Raw genomic sequence first — 15459 nt, forward strand, 5'->3', positions numbered from 1 at the left:
GCAATACGGGCCGTTCGGCACTGTGGTACGGGCCGTTTTGAAAGGCGAAACGGTCCATGTCGCAACATGCTGACAGTCAGGTTGATGGCTGCTTTGATAAAAATGATGACAAAAAGAGCTGCTTGCCGGAACCCCGCAACGGGCGATGCCTGCAGCAATAAATAGTGAGTAAATAGAAAAGAGATGACAAGAGAAGAAGACATAAGGCGCGCCATTGAGACCATGAGAAATGGCGGCGTGATACTGTATCCCACCGATACCGTGTGGGGAATAGGCTGTGACGCCACCAACCCCGAGGCCGTGGCCAAGGTATACAAGATAAAGCAGCGTGACGACTCGAAGGCATTGATATGCCTCGTCGACAGCGATGCCCGCCTGCAGCGCTACGTGCGCAACGTACCCGACGTGGCATGGCAGCTCATAGACTGCGCCGAGAATCCGCTCACGGTGATACTTGACGGTGCCACCGGCCTTGCGCCAAACCTCATAGCCGATGATGGAAGCATCGCGCTGCGCATAACCAACGAGCCATTCTCAAAAGAACTGTGCTACCGTTTCCAGAAAGCCGTGGTCTCTACGTCGGCCAACATTTCCGGCCAACCGGCAGCCCAGAACTATTGCGACATCGCGCAGGAACTGCTCGATGCCGTCGACTACGTGTGCTGGAGCCGCCGCCAGGAGCACAAGCCGCACAAGCCGTCGAGCATTGTGCGCCTTAGGGTTAACGGTGAGGTCGAAATTATACGCCAATGATAGGGCTGTCGGCGCCCGCCGCGGGGCAATCGTGGTTTGAGCAGCTGCTGGACTGGCGTGAAAAGCACATCAGCGAGCGCACCTTTGTGCTCATGCTGGCCTTTGCCGTTGGCTTCTTCTGTGCCGTGGCGGCGTTTACTCTGCACTGGATCATAGCCCAGATAGCCCTGTTGCTCACAAGCTCGTTCAACGAGAAGACGGCCAACTGGCTCTACCTGGTATATCCCGTGGTGGGCATATACCTTACGGGGCTCTTCGTGAAGTATGTCGTAAAAGACAATATCAGCCACGGCATCACGCGCATACTCTATGCCATAAGCAGCAAGCGGAGCCGCCTGCGCGGCCACAACTGCTGGTCGTCGGTGCTGGCCTCGGCCATCACCATCGGCTTCGGCGGCTCAGTAGGTGCCGAGGCGCCCATCGTATTGACGGGCTCGGCCATAGGGTCAAACCTGGGCAAGCTGTTCAGGATGGACAACCGTACGCTCGTGTTGCTTGTTGGCTGCGGTGCTGCCGGTGCCATAGCCGGCATATTCAAGGCACCCATAGCGGGGCTCGTGTTCACCCTCGAGGTGCTCATGATTGACCTTACCATGGCTTCGCTCCTGCCGATACTAATATCCTGCGTTACTGCGACATGCTTTACATACATCTTCAGCGGCTCGACGTCGTTGTTCACGTTCCACCTCGATGCTGCGTGGACGGTAGAACGGGTGCCTGCCAACATCCTGCTCGGCGTCACCTGCGGCCTGCTGAGCCTGTATTTCATAAGGGCCATGACGCTGTGCGAGGACATGTTCTCGCGCTTCAAGGACAAGCCTTACTTCAAACTGGTAATCGGCGGGAGCATGCTCAGCATGCTCATATTCCTCTTCCCATCGCTCTACGGCGAAGGATACCATGACATCAACCAGCTGCTCAACGGCAGTACGGAGGCCGACTGGAACGGCATCATGCACAATTCGCTTTTCTCCGGCCATGGCAGCCTGCTCGTCATCTACGTCTTCTTGGTGGTCGTTACCAAGGTGTTTGCCACTTCGGCCACAAACGGAGGGGGCGGATGTGGCGGAACTTTTGCCCCGAGCCTGTTTGTGGGCTGCTTCGGCGGCTTCCTGTTTGCCAGGCTTTGGAACATGTATGAGGTGGGGGTCTATGTGCCGGAAAAGAATTTCGCCTTGCTCGGCATGGCCGGCGTGATGTCTGGCGTGATGCACGCCCCGTTAACGGGCATATTCCTCATCGCCGAGATAACGGGTGGCTACGCGCTCTTCCTGCCGCTGATGATAGTGAGCGTATGCTCTTATCTGACCATAATCATATTCGAGCCACACAGCATCTACGGCATGCGGCTGGCCAGGGAGGGCAAGCTCATCACCCACCATACCGACCATGCAGTGCTCACTCTGATGAGCCTCGACAGCGTGATCGACCGCGACTATACGCCCGTGTCGCCCGACATGGAGCTCGGCACCATTGTGCACAAGATAAGCCGGAGCCGCAACATCTTCCTGCCGGTGCTTGATGCAGCCGGCAATCTGCTCGGCGAGATATACATAACGAAGATAAGGCATGTGGTGTTCCGCATTGAATTGTACCACCATTTCACGGCAAGCCAGCTCATGACACCGCCCGCGGCTACGCTGCGCGACGACGAGCCTATGACCGAGGTCATGCAGGTTTTCGACCGCACACATGCCGACTGGTTGCCAGTGCTCGACGCCGACGGCCATCTGAAGGGCTACATCTCGAGGCAGCGCATGTATGGCATGTATCGCAAGATGGTGGCCGACATGAGTGAAGATTGACATCATAACCAAAAGACCATTATGACAAAAGACGATTTGAGGATAGTTTTCATGGGCACGCCGGAGTTTGCCGTCGCTACTCTCAGGGCCTTGGTTGAAGGCGGTTACAACGTGGTGGCGGTGGTGACCCAGCCCGACAAGCCCGTGGGACGCCACGGCAGCGTGCTTCAGCCGTCGGCTGTTAAGCAGTATGCCTGTTCGCTCGGGCTGCCTGTGTTGCAGCCGGTGAAGATGAAAGACCCTGGTTTTGTTGAGCAGCTGCGCTCTTTCCGGGCTAACCTTCAGGTGGTGGTGGCTTTCAGGATGCTGCCCGAGGTTGTGTGGGACATGCCCGAATACGGAACGTTCAACGTGCATGCAGCCCTCCTTCCGCAGTATAGAGGGGCCGCTCCGATAAACTGGGCCGTGATAAACGGTGAGACCCGTACCGGCGTGACCACGTTTTTCCTTGACCACGACATCGATACCGGCCGCGTGATTATGCGCGAGCCGTTTGACATAAAGCCGGAGTACGACGCCGGCGACGTCTACGACGGGCTCATGCACCTCGGTGCTGGCGTGTGCCTGCGTACGCTCGAGGCAATTGTGGCTGCCGGGGGTCATCCCGAGGCTTTGCCGCAAGACGGACTGCAACAGCCGGGCGAGGTGCTGCACGCGGCCCCGAAGATATTCAAGGAGACATGCCTTATTGACTGGCGAAAGACGGCTGCCGGTGTGCGCAACTTCGTGCGAGGCCTCAGTCCGCATCCCGGTGCATGGACAACACTCGTGACTGCCGACGGAAAACGCTCGGTGATGAAAGTGTATTCCACCGATGCCGAGATAGTAAAGGGGCAGGGCGAACCCGGGCAATTGTTCCGTTGCGGGCGAAAACTGGCCGTCACTACGGCCGGAGGCGAGGCTGTCGTGGTGGATCAGATGCAGGTTGCGGGTAAGAAACGCATGGCTTCGGCCGACTTCCTCAACGGAATGAAAGACATCGACGGTTGCCGGGTGGAATAAAATCTGTGTGCAGACATAATAAATCATGGCTTCTGCCGTTTGTAAAGTAAGCAAGTACAATAAGAAAGGAGCCTATGATGCATTTTACACAGGAAGGAATGAATCCCAACGAACGCACGCTGGATATCATTAAGAAGATAGCTTACACTTACAGAGTAATAAAAATGGCAGACGGGACGACTGTGTCTTTCTGCCTGAATTGAGCGATATATGGCAATGGTTTCACCATCGCTGCTTGCAGCCGACTTCTTGCGGCTCGACAGCGAGATAGAGATGATTAACCGCAGTGAGGCCGACTGGCTTCATCTCGACGTGATGGACGGCGTGTTTGTGCCCAACATTTCGTTTGGCTTTCCCGTCATCGAGGCGGTGGCAAGGGCTTGCACAAAGCCCCTCGACGTGCATTTCATGATTGTGCACCCCGAGAACTACATCCGCCAGACGGCACGCCTGGGGGCCATGATGATGAATGTCCACTATGAGGCATGCACCCATCTGCACCGCACCGTGCAGGAGATACACGATGCGGGGATGAAGGCCGGCGTCACTCTCAACCCTACGACGCCGGTGGTTATGCTTGAAGACATTATCGGGCAGCTCGACATGGTGTTGCTCATGAGCGTTAACCCGGGCTTCGGCGGGCAGGATTTCATTGAAAACACCATCGACAAGGTGGGCAGACTGCGCCGTATGATAGCCGAGAGTGGCTCTCACGCCCTCATAGAAGTTGACGGAGGGGTGCAGGCCGAGACAGCCCCGAGGCTTGTGGAAGCAGGTGTCGACGTGCTCGTCAGCGGCAGCTACGTGTTCAAGAGCCCGCATCCCGAGGAGGCAATAAGGCATTTGCGCAACCTCGGGCGTACGGTTTGAGCAACCAATCAGTTACAGTCAGCCGCAAGAACAGACGCTTGCGGCTGTTTTGTTTTAGGCCTGTAAGTGAATGGTGGTGTCATTGTTGCTGGGTCATGACTGTGGGTTTGTGTCACGGTATGTGTCCCATCCGGTTGTCGGGCATGGCCTTTGGGCTTGTTCCGTCGTAGCGGTAGGAGCCGCTTTTGCCAATTCCTTGGCAATGGCTTAGTCCCGGATGGCATGCGTGTGTTGTACTTTCGTTTGTTCGGATGGCACACGAGCCGGGGGCAAATGGTCGCTCATAGGTTTTCATGTTGTTTAATATAAAGCCTCGTTTGGCGCAAGTGCATGGATAGAGTAGTGATAACAACCGATTCTGGAGAGCGGGTCGAGGCCGTTGCCCCTGTGGTTATATCGGCCAGCAGGGCCACCGACATACCGGCATTCTATGCCGAATGGTTCTTCCGCAGGCTGGAGCGTGGCTACTGTGTGTGGGTGAATCCGTTCAGCAAACGTAAAGTGTACGTATCGTTTTTGCGGTGTAAGGTCATCGTGTTTTGGACGAAAAACCCTGCACCGATTATGCCATATCTGCACATACTCGACCGTAAACGCATCCACTATTACTTTCAGTTTACCATCAACGACTATGAGCAAGAGGGCTTGGAGCCACGAGTGCCATCGCTCGGCTGTAGGGTCGACACCGCCCGGAGGCTGGCTGCAATGATAGGCGCCGGCAGGGTGGTGTGGCGTTTCGACCCGATGCTGCTCACGCCATCGTTGACACCGCATGATTTGCTGGCCCGTGTCTGGCGGTTGGGTAACATGATGAGGGGATGCACAGAGAAGCTCGTGTTCAGCTTTGTCGACGTGGGTGCCTATCGGCGCGTTGCTTCCAATCTGCGTGCCTCGTGCAGCTTGTTTGCACAGGCGGGCGTGACGTCGGCCGAACCGTCGGCCGGGCAGCGTTTGGAGTTGGCTGTCGGTTTGGCCCGTATGTGCGACAGGTGGGCTTCTGATGGATGGAAAATTGATTTGGCTACGTGCGCCGAAGAAGATGACTTGGGGGCATACGGCATCTCTCACAACTGTTGTATCGACGGTACGCTGATAGAGCGGCTCTTCGGCAACGACCCCGAGTTGGTTTATTATCTGCATTCCGGGAAACTGCCGCTGCCCGATGCAGGCGGCCACATGTCGGTCATGCCCCTGGCAAGGCGCAGTCTAAAGGACAGGGGGCAGCGCAAGGCGTGTGGGTGCATGGTAAGCAAGGACATTGGCATGTATTCCACTTGCGGCCATCTTTGCGCTTACTGTTATGCCAACGGCAGCAGGATGACGGTCGAACGCAACATGGCTGCTCACAACCCCGGCGGTGAGAGCTTGTGTGGATGAACTTTGCGGTGTATAAGGAGTGATTCAGGCAGACTGCTTTACATAATGCTCAGGCCCCGATGCTGAGCATTATGTCGTGCTCGCGGGCCATGCGTCTCAGGTTGATTATGGCGTAGCGCATGCGGCCGAGCGACGTGTTGATGCTCACGCCGGTAATATCGGCAATCTCCTTGAACGACAAGCCTTGATAGAACCGCATGTATACCACTTCGCGCTGTGGGGCAGGCAAGGCGTTCATCATGCGGCGCACGTCGGAGTGAACCTGCTCGCTGACAATCTCGTCTTCACGGCAGATGTCCATGACAGAGGCACTTTTGAGGTTTGTCAGGTCATTGTCTTCTGCCATTTCCACTATGTGCTCATTCTTGTTCTGGCGATACCAGTCCATGATGACGTTGTGGGCAATGCGCGTAACCCAGAATGAGAACTTGCCGGAGTCGGTATACTTTCCTTCCTGCAGCTTCATTATGACCTTGACAAAAGTGTCTTGGAAAATGTCGTTGGCCGTCTCCTGGTCGCGCACTACGAACATTATATAAGTAAAGAGCTTTGTTTGATTTCGTGACAATAACTCATCAAAGGCTCTGTTATCTCCCTCAACGTACAGTAATGCCAACTCTTCGTCGGTCATACTTCCGAATTTCTTCATACTTAATTGTCTTTTGTTGATTAAGTAAATGTCTCGTCGATAGGCTTAACAGTTTTGATTAATTGTTATTGGAATGTTTATTTTATATTGCAAAAGTATATAAAATAATTCTTTCAACCAAATTATTGGCGTGGAATTTGTATGTCTTCAGTGTTTTTATTTTTAGATTTTTTCGCTTTGAAACACGCTCGCTCTTGCCTCGGGCTTGGTCGCACAAGTGTATTTTAATATATATGCCGAATGGCTGGTGCATTGTGATTGGCGCTTGACCATTGTTTGTAAACGGTTGCACGAATAGCACGCCGGAGAGCGCTATGCGAGTTTTTACGGTGCGCGCACTGCCGTCGCCGAAACTGGCACTGTGTGTTATGCCTGCCATGTTGGGCCGTTGAGTTTTCCAAAAATCGGCAGTTTAAGCCACAATGATTGCAAAGTATTGTAGTGCAAATTGTTTGTTGCCATGTTCTGAGGCTTTTTGCCATGTGTGGCAACCATGCTTTAAGCCTTGCGCAAGCAGGGCAATCGAAGGTGCACAGCAAGCCGGTAGTTGATTGAACTAAACGCGTCAAATTGTCGGCTCACTGCTTGACGGATGTCAATACATGCCGTTTTGCGTCGTAGTACGTGCCGTTTTGCACTTTGAAACGGCACGTTTTGCCGACCAAAACGGGGCTTTTTGCAAACGCTTTGTTGTTGTTTTCTAACACGCTGACAGTCAGATGGTTGGCTCACCGCAGGTTTTGTTCTTCATTCCGCGGCGATATTTTGATTTCGTTTTGATTTTATCGGCAGACATTTATTGTCGTGATTTCGACGGCTATTGTCTGTTTACAGGCATGGATGGCTGGTTCCGTTGTAAATCGGCGTGCGAAACAGAGCGAACATGCATTCAACCAAAATCGCAATTCGGTTTTTGCATCTACGCATCCACATTGCAGTGCAAACAAATTTCAGCCCTCGCCTTATGCGTAGCAGCCTGAGGCCACGCCACAGCAGGCAGCCTGCCACGGTGATGTTGCATGCGTCTGGGAATAGGGATTTTGTTTTCGATGCTAACACTATGCGGCATAATGGCAATATCTGGGCATGCCGGTTGAGACAATAGTGCTTTTTTGGAATGCAAAAAGCCCTCTCTACTGCAAAGGCGACTAAGAGAATACGGTTGTACGGCGTGTGGTTTGCTGCATGTCGTGGGTTTAATCACAATAGATAATCACCACAGTTGTGGCTGTGCTTTGGTTGCTTTTTTGGGCTTTCTGTATACTTTGTTGCTGCTGTCGGCACCTTGTGGCTGCTTTGTCTCAACCAGACCAGCTGCACTTCTGCCAAGAACGAGGGGCAATTTGAATAGAAGCTGTTCATAGCCACTTATGGCTCTAATGACCGATTGGTGTTAAATCTGGTTCTGAAATTTAGCAGTTTGATGTTTGTTTAGAAGTTAATGCCTCTACCAATCAAGCTTCTCCATCCTCGCAAGGGCATCATGCCCGTCGTTGCGTCAGGTTGTAGTCCGGCATGCCTTGGCCAACAGCGCCGGGCAATCAGCACAGCAGCATGATGAAATCTTTTTGTGGCCAAACGGCCGATTGGCATTAAAAAAACGTTTGCGGCAATGGTTCCAAATCGCTGAACCAATTGCCGCAAACATCATTCTATGCTTTGTGACGTTTTATTTGCCAAACAGCCACCACCTTTTCTTTTTCGTGCCGTTGCCTCGATCATGCATGTACGGATTGTCAAGACTCCCGTTTTCAGCCTCGGCAAGCAAGTCGTTCCATGTCTTGTTCTGCTTTATCATGCGGTAGATAGTGCCCCAGTCGGGCAGTCCTCCGAGGTTGCGGTCGTCGATGAACATGTCGGCCTTGAGCTTACGGCTGAAGTGCTGGTTGTTGCTTTCGGTCTCTTCGGGGTAGTCGCGGTTGGTTGCCCAGAACTCAACACCGCGCTCCCTGCACCATTCGATGGCGTCGTTGAGCAGCTCCCCTTCGCGCACGCTCCACAGTATCAGCCTGTGTCTGTCTTTGATAAGCATTTTGAGCGTGTCGGTGGCGAATGGAATCTCGTTGCCTATCTCCGGGTATTTGTGCTCGACGATGGTTCCGTCAAAGTCTACTGCAATCGTCATGTCGCTTTTACTTTGTTTTTATCGAGTTGTCTTCTTTGTTGCCATAGTGGCTGTTGGCGTAGTTGCCATAGGTGCCGTAGCGCCCGTAGTGACCGTAACGCCCGTATTTGCCATACTTGCCGTAGCCGTAGTAGTAGCCATACTTCTTCTTTGAGAGGTCTACTCCGTTGAGCACAATGCACATGTTAGGCAGCTTTTTCTCCTTGGAGAGCTCGTTGATTGGGCCGAAAGACGACTTTGCCGTATAGTCGGCACGGCATACGATGATTGACACATCTGCCAGCTTGCCGATTTGGAACGTGTCTGTCACGAGTCCGATAGGGGCTGTGTCGAGTATTATGTAGTCGTATTCTTTCTTCAGGTGCTCGATGATTACTCCGAGGTTCTCTCTTGCCAGCAGCTCCGTCGGGTTGGGGGGGATGGGCCCGGCCAGCATCAGGTCGAGCTTGGGGTTGACACCCGACGGCTGTATCTGGCTGGTTATGTCGGCCGGTGTTATCGTTTCTTTTGTCAGCAACGGGGTTACTCCGCGGTTTCTGTCGGAAAGGTCGAAGAGCCGTCCGAGCGCGGGCTTTCTGATGTCCAGGCCAATCAGTATTACCTTCTTGCCGAGCAGGGCAAAGCTTACTGCTATGTTTGCGGCGTTGAACGTCTTTCCCTCGCCCGATGTCGACGACGTGAACATTATCACTTTCTGGCTGTCCTTGAGCATGAACTGTATGTTCGTGCGCATAGATCGGAATATCTCGTCAATCTGGTCGTTCTTGTTCTCGTGCACAACGATACCTGCCGCGCTCTTCGCGCTTTCGCTTGCCACTGCCACATCTGCAATGACGGGAAGGCTTGTGAGCTTGACCACGTCGTCGTGGCCCTCAATCTTGTATCTCATCAGTTGCAGTATGTATAGTATGGCGAACGGTATGCCGATGCCAATCACCAGTGCAGCCAACAGTATTACGCTTCCCTTGGGGCTCACTTTGCCTCCGAACATCGGGTCGTCAATCATGGTTCCTTTGTCGGCTGTGGCGGCGAGAGATATCGAGTTCTCCTCTCGCTTTTGCAGAAGCATGAGGTACAGGCCCGACTTTACTTCCTGCTGGCGGCCAATCTGCGTCAGTATGCGCTCCTGTTCAGGGGTGCTTGCAATCCTGTTTTGGTACAGGTTGTATTGTTTCTCGATGCCTTGCAACTTGATGTCGGCGCTGCGGCGTGCTTGGAGCAGGGCCGTGCGGAGGCTTGACTGCAGTTCGTTGAGGGTGTTGGTCAGTGCCATTACCTGCGGTGCAATCTCCGATGCAGACTGCAGCAGCCTGTTCCTTTCGAGCACCGACTGGTTGAACTGTGTGATGAGTGCCGTCGACGCCGGGTCTTCAAGCCCGATGTTGGACGGTATTATTTCATATTTGTTGCTCGGGTTGTCTATGTACTCCCGGAGGTAATTGAGCAGTTCTATCTGCGACTTTGCCTCCGACAGCTTTGATGCGTACTGGCTTGACTGGGTAAGGGTCTCGGTGGCGTCGAGGCTCAGCTGCGTGAGGTTGTGCTTTCTCTTGTAGCTTTCCAGGTCGCCTTCGGTAGTTCCAAGCTCTGTGTTTATTTTCTCAAGACGCTCGTTGATAAATTGTTCCGTCTTGATGGCTATCTCGTTCTTGTCGGCGTTGGCCTGCCTGTTGTAGCATATCACCAGTTGCCTGAGGAAGTCTTCGGCCCTCCTTGCGTCTTTGTCGCTGATGCTGACAAGAGCTATCGACGTTGTCTTCGATGTGGGCTCTACGCTCATGGTTCTGATGTAGTTGGCTGCAACGGTCGACGGCGGCATTATTGTCACAATGAGGTCGTTGGTCTTCGACTCTTCAGGTATCTCGTGCAGGTTCGGTGTGAATGTGAGCAGGCCCGCATATGTCTTGACCTTGGCCGGCAGAGAATTGAAAGAGACTTCGAACGGTTTCTCGTTGTTGGTGCTCTCGTTGGTGAACACCTTTCCCTTGACATTGAACTTGCCGCCTGCCATAGACACCCTCATCTTTATATAGAGCACCTTCCTCAGTATGTCGGGGTTGTCCATACGGGTGAGGGCGGCAGTGTCCAAATCCACATTCACGGGCTGTGTCTTGTATATCAGCCTGTCCTTGATGCTGCCTTCAAGCCTGTATTCAGTGTAAAGCTTGAGGTCTTTCACTGCCTCGCGGGCCAAGATGTGGCTTTGCAGTATTTCGACCTCGTTGTCAATGCCGTTGCTGCTCGAGATGAAACCGAAGTCCTGCATGTTGGCGAGCATCTGGTTGCCACCCCTGGCTTGCTTGTTTTCGTCGTCTTTGATGAGCACTTTTGCCGACACTTGGTATACCGGGCTCTTGTACCTGAGATATGCTACGGCGACGCATAAGCACACAATGACCGACAATGCAAACCATTGCCAGTTGAGGATGAACATTGTGTATATTGCCTTGATGTCGAAAGAAGACTCCGACTCGTTGGCTGCAAGCTGCTCGGCGTTGCTGTTCGTTTCTATATTATTGTTTCCCATCAACAGTAATTAATTTGTTTTTGAATGGATTTCGTTGTTGCTATGTATGATATAATATGCGCATTGTAGATAGAGTTGGAGGTGTCTGGCTGGGTCGCTATAGCTTCAATAAGTATTGGCCGTAACTGTTCTTGGCCATAGGTTTGGCCAGTTCGTGCAACTGTTCCCTTGTTATCCATCCCTGGTTGTATGCAATCTCTTCCAGGCAGGCCACTTTTAGGCCCTGGCGTTTTTCTATTACCTCGATGAAAGTGCTGGCCTCGCTGAGGCTGTCGTGTGTGCCGGTGTCAAGCCATGCAAACCCTCTTTGCAGCGTTTGCACCTTGAGGTTCTGCTGTGCGAGGTAGGCTTGGTTTACCGAAGTGATTTCCAATTCGCCGCGTTCGCTGGGCTTTATGCTCTTGGCAATGCCCACAACGCTGTTCGGATAGAAATATAAACCGACCACGGCGTAGTTTGATTTGGGGCTCTTCGGCTTTTCTTCGATGCTCAGGCAGTTGCCATGCTTGTCGAATTCGGCTACCCCGTAACGCTCAGGGTCGTTGACGTAGTAGCCGAAGACAGTTGCTTCGTTGTGCTTCTCGGCGTTTTCTACGCTTTGCCTCAGCATGCCTGTGAATCCGCTTCCATAGAATATGTTGTCGCCAAGCACCAGGCACACTGCGTCGTCGCCTATGAATTCCTCGCCAATGAGGAACGCTTGGGCAAGTCCATCAGGCGATGGCTGTTCTGCATATTCGAACCTTACACCAATGTCTTCGCCCGTTCCAAGCAACCGCTTGAAGCCCGGCAGGTCGTATGGCGTGCTGATTACCAAGATGTCCTTAATCCCGGCGAGCATTAAAACCGAGATTGGGTAGTATATCATTGGCTTGTCGAAAATCGGAATCATCTGCTTGCTGATACCCTTGGTTATCGGGTATAGCCTGGTTCCGCTACCTCCAGCTAATACGATACCTTTCATTTTGAATAATATACTCCAGTTTATGAATTTTCTGCAAAGGTAATCTTTTTTCTCCTATTAGGAAGGATTTTGTGTTGAAAATCATTCCTTTGTCCGAGAAAATACGTAACTTTGCACTCAAAACAAATAATTGATATGTAGCAACACCCCTTTGGGGGCCGCCTTGGCATGAGGCCGCAGCGGCGTGTTCTCGGGGTGTAACAGACTGACTATTATGAATATACTATCCAAATTGTTTCGTCACAAGGATGCTGAAGAGAAGAAAGTGGGCGGCATGGAAGACTTCATGACCCTCATCCGTGTTTATTTCCAGGCGGCTATAGCTTCTGAGCTCGGCATCACCAACCTTGCCATGCTTCCCGACATGCGTGTGTTCAAGACCACGCTCCACGTGCCGACGGTCAACAACCGCCTTGGTGTGGGCGAGAAGGCCCGTTGCAAGAAAATGCTCAAAGAGATATATTCGATGGACGACGACTTCTTCAAGGAGATTGACCAGAGCGTTCGCCGCAGGTGCCGCAAGCTGCAAGACGTTCAGGTATACCTTGTACAGTTCCAGGGTTTCACCCAGGATCTCATGATGCTCATGGGCAACCTGATGAAGTTCAAGCTGCGTTTGCCCAGCGTTTTCAAGGGAGCGCTGTACAAGATGACCGAGAAAACCGTCGACAGCATATACAACAAGAACAACTTCACGGAGCCCGGTGTGATGAAGGCCGTTGTGTCTGTGCGTGAGTATTCGCACCGACTGGGCTTCTCGCAGCGCTGGGTGACAGACTTTGTCTATAACGTTGTCATGCTGGCCAAGAAAGAGCCGCAGCCCAAGGGCGATGATAAATGATTATAGATAAAAAACATTAAATAAAGCATTCCCCTGATGTGATATTGCAAACAAATTGAAGATATTTTAATACCTTTGTATTCAGAGACTTGTTGCCTATGGCTTCAGATGAACAGACTTTGGCATTATTCCAGACCCGCGTGCGGGACTTGCTCCTTCAGTTTAACAGACTGAAACAGGAGAACGACGAGCTATATGCCATGGTTGACCAGAATGAGAGGGAGATAAGCGACCTCCGTGGGAAGCTGGAGCAGAAATGCGATGAATATGAAGCATTGAAGATGATGAAGATGTTGGAGGTTTCAGACGAAGACATCGAAGTCACCAAAGGCCGTTTGTCAAGGCTCATAAGGGATGTTAACAAATGCATCACTATCTTGTCTGAACAGAAATAGATAGAGATTGATGGCAGAGCAGAACAGAGATAAACTACATATACGGTTGCACGTCTACGACGAAGAGTTGGAAGTCGTCGTCGACCGCGATGAGGAAGAGTACTATCGGGCTGCCGCTAAGCTCATTACGGACCGCTACAATGTCTATGCGCAGATGTACAAGGGCCATAAGGGCGACCATACGATAGCACTCATGACACTTATTGATATAGCGCTTCAGTACCAGAAGGAGCGCTATAAGAACGACACCGCGCCATACAATGATATTCTCACACGTCTGACTGCTGAAATCGAGGATGCACTTAGCGATAAAAGATGAGAATATTAACAACTTTATATTAAGCTTTATGATTATAGAAATAATTATCGGCGCCGCCGCATTGGTGATTGGTGGGGTTGGCGGATATCTCGTTTTCCGATATGTACTAACGGGAAAATATAATGAGATGATGGAGGCCGCAGAGAAGGAGGCCAATGTTATGAAAGAGAAAAAGCTGCTTGAGGTCAAGGAGAAGTTCCTTAACAAGAAGAGCGAGCTGGAGAAGGAGGTGCAGGTGCGCAACATGCACATACAGCAAAGCGAGAACAAGCTGAAGCAGCGCGAGATTTCCCTCAACCAGAGGCAAGAAGAATTGGGCCGTCGTAAGAACGACCTTGACAACCAGCAAGTGCGCATAGAGAATGAAAAGAAGTTGATACAGATGCGCCATGAAGAACTTGAGAAGATGCAGTTGCAGGAGAGGGCCAAGCTCGAAGAACTGTCGGGACTGAGCGCCGACGAGGCTAAGCAACGGCTTGTGGAAGCCATGAAAGACGAAGCAAAGACCGACGCACAGAGCTATATAAATGAGATTATGGACGAGGCAAAGCTTAATGCCAACGCCCAGGCACGCAAGATAGTCATCCAGACCATACAGCGCGTTGCCACCGAGACTGCCATTGAAAACAGCGTCAGCGTATTCCATATAGACAACGACGAGGTTAAAGGCCGCATCATTGGCCGCGAAGGCCGCAACATACGTGCGCTCGAGGCTGCCACAGGGGTGGAGATTGTGGTAGACGACACCCCCGAGGCCATCGTCATCAGCGCTTTCGACCCCATCAGGCGTGAGGTATGCCGCCTTGCGCTGCACCAGCTCGTGTCTGACGGGCGCATCCATCCGGCCCGCATCGAGGAGGTTGTGCAGAAGGTGAAGAAGCAACTTGAAAACGAGGTCATTGAGACCGGAAAGCGCACTGCCATCGACCTTGGCATACACGGGCTCCACCCGGAGTTGATACGCATCATCGGAAAGATGAAATACCGCAGCTCTTACGGGCAGAACCTGCTCCAGCACGCCCGCGAGACGGCCAACCTGTGTGCCGTGATGGCATCAGAACTCGGGCTCAACCCAAAGAAAGCCAAGCGTGCGGGATTGCTGCACGACATAGGCAAGGTGCCCGACGAGGAGAGCGAACTGCCCCATGCGTTGTACGGGGCGAAGATTGCCGAGAAGTATAAGGAGAAGCCCGATATCTGCAACGCCATTGCCGCCCACCACGACGAGTGCGAGATGAACACCCTGCTTGCGCCCATCGTTCAGGTTTGCGACGCCATCAGCGGTGCCCGTCCGGGTGCCCGCAGGGAGATAGTAGAGGCTTATATCAAGCGCCTCAACGACCTCGAGGCCATTGCCATGAGCTATCCCGGCGTTACAAAGACCTATGCCATACAGGCGGGTAGGGAGCTTCGCGTCATCGTTGGTGCCGACAAGATGGACGACAACGAGACAGAGGCACTCTCGGGCGAGATTGCCAACAAGATACAGACGGAAATGACTTATCCCGGACAGGTTAAGATTACCGTCATACGCGAGACGCGCAGCGTGGCCTACGCTAAGTGATGGGCTTTGCGGCGCCATTGCGCCACGACTCGTGAAAAGCAGTGCGGCATTGCCGCACTGCTTTTTTGTTTGTGGATCTGAGGGCCTGTAGGCCTGTTTACATTGCTGTTTCCGTGATGGTGCTGCCCCGGCCTGCCGTCCACGTGGCTGCCTTGGTGCTGCCGGCCGGTGGTTGCCGCCATCCAATCAGCTGCTTGCTGGCGGTGGTGTATGGTCGTGGCTCCCCGCAACAGGCATACGGCTGCAAGCGGTGCAGGCAGGCCCTTGA

General features: G+C 52.7%; 13 protein-coding genes. 9 read left to right on the forward strand and 4 right to left on the reverse strand.

Features of this window, described 5'->3' with window-relative positions:
* Window positions 1-183 precede the first annotated feature (183 nt).
* The 5 genes from H6B30_RS05450 (at window position 184) to H6B30_RS05470 (ending at window position 5807) form a co-directional block, all read left to right on the forward strand.
* The gene (locus H6B30_RS05450) at window positions 184-753 is read left to right on the forward strand and encodes an L-threonylcarbamoyladenylate synthase (protein ID WP_205108688.1); all 570 of its coding nucleotides are present in this window, start codon (window positions 184-186) and stop codon (window positions 751-753) included.
* Window positions 750-2558 carry a chloride channel protein gene (locus H6B30_RS05455; RefSeq protein ID WP_205108690.1) on the forward strand — a complete coding sequence of 603 codons (1809 nt, stop codon included), beginning with the start codon at window positions 750-752 and terminating at the stop codon, window positions 2556-2558. The genes H6B30_RS05450 and H6B30_RS05455 overlap by 4 nt, the downstream gene beginning before the upstream one ends.
* 21 nt (window positions 2559-2579) lie before the next feature.
* Window positions 2580-3560 (forward strand): methionyl-tRNA formyltransferase, encoded by a 981-nt coding sequence (fmt, locus tag H6B30_RS05460; RefSeq protein ID WP_205108692.1) that lies wholly within the window; start codon window positions 2580-2582, stop codon window positions 3558-3560.
* A gap of 210 nt (window positions 3561-3770) precedes the next feature.
* Window positions 3771-4430 carry a ribulose-phosphate 3-epimerase gene (gene rpe, locus H6B30_RS05465; RefSeq protein WP_205108695.1) on the forward strand — a complete coding sequence of 220 codons (660 nt, stop codon included), beginning with the start codon at window positions 3771-3773 and terminating at the stop codon, window positions 4428-4430.
* Window positions 4431-4760: 330 nt separating this feature from the next.
* On the forward strand, window positions 4761-5807 hold the full coding sequence (locus H6B30_RS05470) for a DUF1848 domain-containing protein (RefSeq protein ID WP_239483622.1): 1047 nt from the start codon (window positions 4761-4763) through the stop codon (window positions 5805-5807).
* Between the two features lie 49 nt (window positions 5808-5856).
* On the opposite strand, the gene H6B30_RS05475 is transcribed toward H6B30_RS05470, so the two are convergent.
* From H6B30_RS05475 to rfbA, 4 genes are all read right to left on the reverse strand, one after another.
* Window positions 5857-6456: an RNA polymerase sigma factor gene (locus tag H6B30_RS05475; RefSeq protein WP_205108697.1), complete on the reverse strand. Its 600-nt coding sequence runs from the start codon at window positions 6454-6456 to the stop codon at window positions 5857-5859.
* 1669 nt (window positions 6457-8125) lie between these two features.
* Window positions 8126-8581, reverse strand: a complete 456-nt coding sequence (locus tag H6B30_RS05480; RefSeq protein ID WP_239483624.1) for a BT0820 family HAD-type phosphatase — start codon at window positions 8579-8581, stop codon at window positions 8126-8128.
* Window positions 8582-8588: 7 nt separating this feature from the next.
* Window positions 8589-11108, reverse strand: coding sequence for a GumC family protein (locus tag H6B30_RS05485; protein WP_205108699.1), 2520 nt, complete (start codon window positions 11106-11108; stop codon window positions 8589-8591).
* A 97-nt stretch (window positions 11109-11205) separates the two neighbouring features.
* Entirely contained in the window at window positions 11206-12072 is an 867-nt protein-coding gene (gene rfbA, locus H6B30_RS05490) for a glucose-1-phosphate thymidylyltransferase RfbA (RefSeq protein ID WP_205108701.1), read from the reverse strand.
* A gap of 214 nt (window positions 12073-12286) precedes the next feature.
* Here rfbA and H6B30_RS05495 point away from each other — a divergent pair, with 214 nt between their 5' ends.
* The 4 genes from H6B30_RS05495 to rny all read left to right on the forward strand — a co-directional run bounded on the left by H6B30_RS05495 (window position 12287) and on the right by rny (window position 15191).
* A complete protein-coding gene (locus H6B30_RS05495; RefSeq protein WP_205108703.1) occupies window positions 12287-12913 on the forward strand; it encodes a DUF8491 family protein in 627 nt (208 codons plus the stop codon).
* 98 nt (window positions 12914-13011) lie between these two features.
* Window positions 13012-13308, forward strand: coding sequence for a coiled-coil domain-containing protein (locus H6B30_RS05500; RefSeq protein ID WP_205108875.1), 297 nt, complete (start codon window positions 13012-13014; stop codon window positions 13306-13308).
* A 10-nt stretch (window positions 13309-13318) separates the two neighbouring features.
* A complete protein-coding gene (locus H6B30_RS05505) occupies window positions 13319-13627 on the forward strand; it encodes a cell division protein ZapA (protein ID WP_205108705.1) in 309 nt (102 codons plus the stop codon).
* 28 nt (window positions 13628-13655) lie between these two features.
* On the forward strand, window positions 13656-15191 hold the full coding sequence (gene rny, locus H6B30_RS05510) for a ribonuclease Y (protein WP_205108707.1): 1536 nt from the start codon (window positions 13656-13658) through the stop codon (window positions 15189-15191).
* Window positions 15192-15459: the final 268 nt, after the last annotated feature.

Source organism: Marseilla massiliensis (assembly GCF_016899955.1).
GTDB lineage: Bacteria > Bacteroidota > Bacteroidia > Bacteroidales > Bacteroidaceae > Prevotella > Prevotella intestinigallinarum.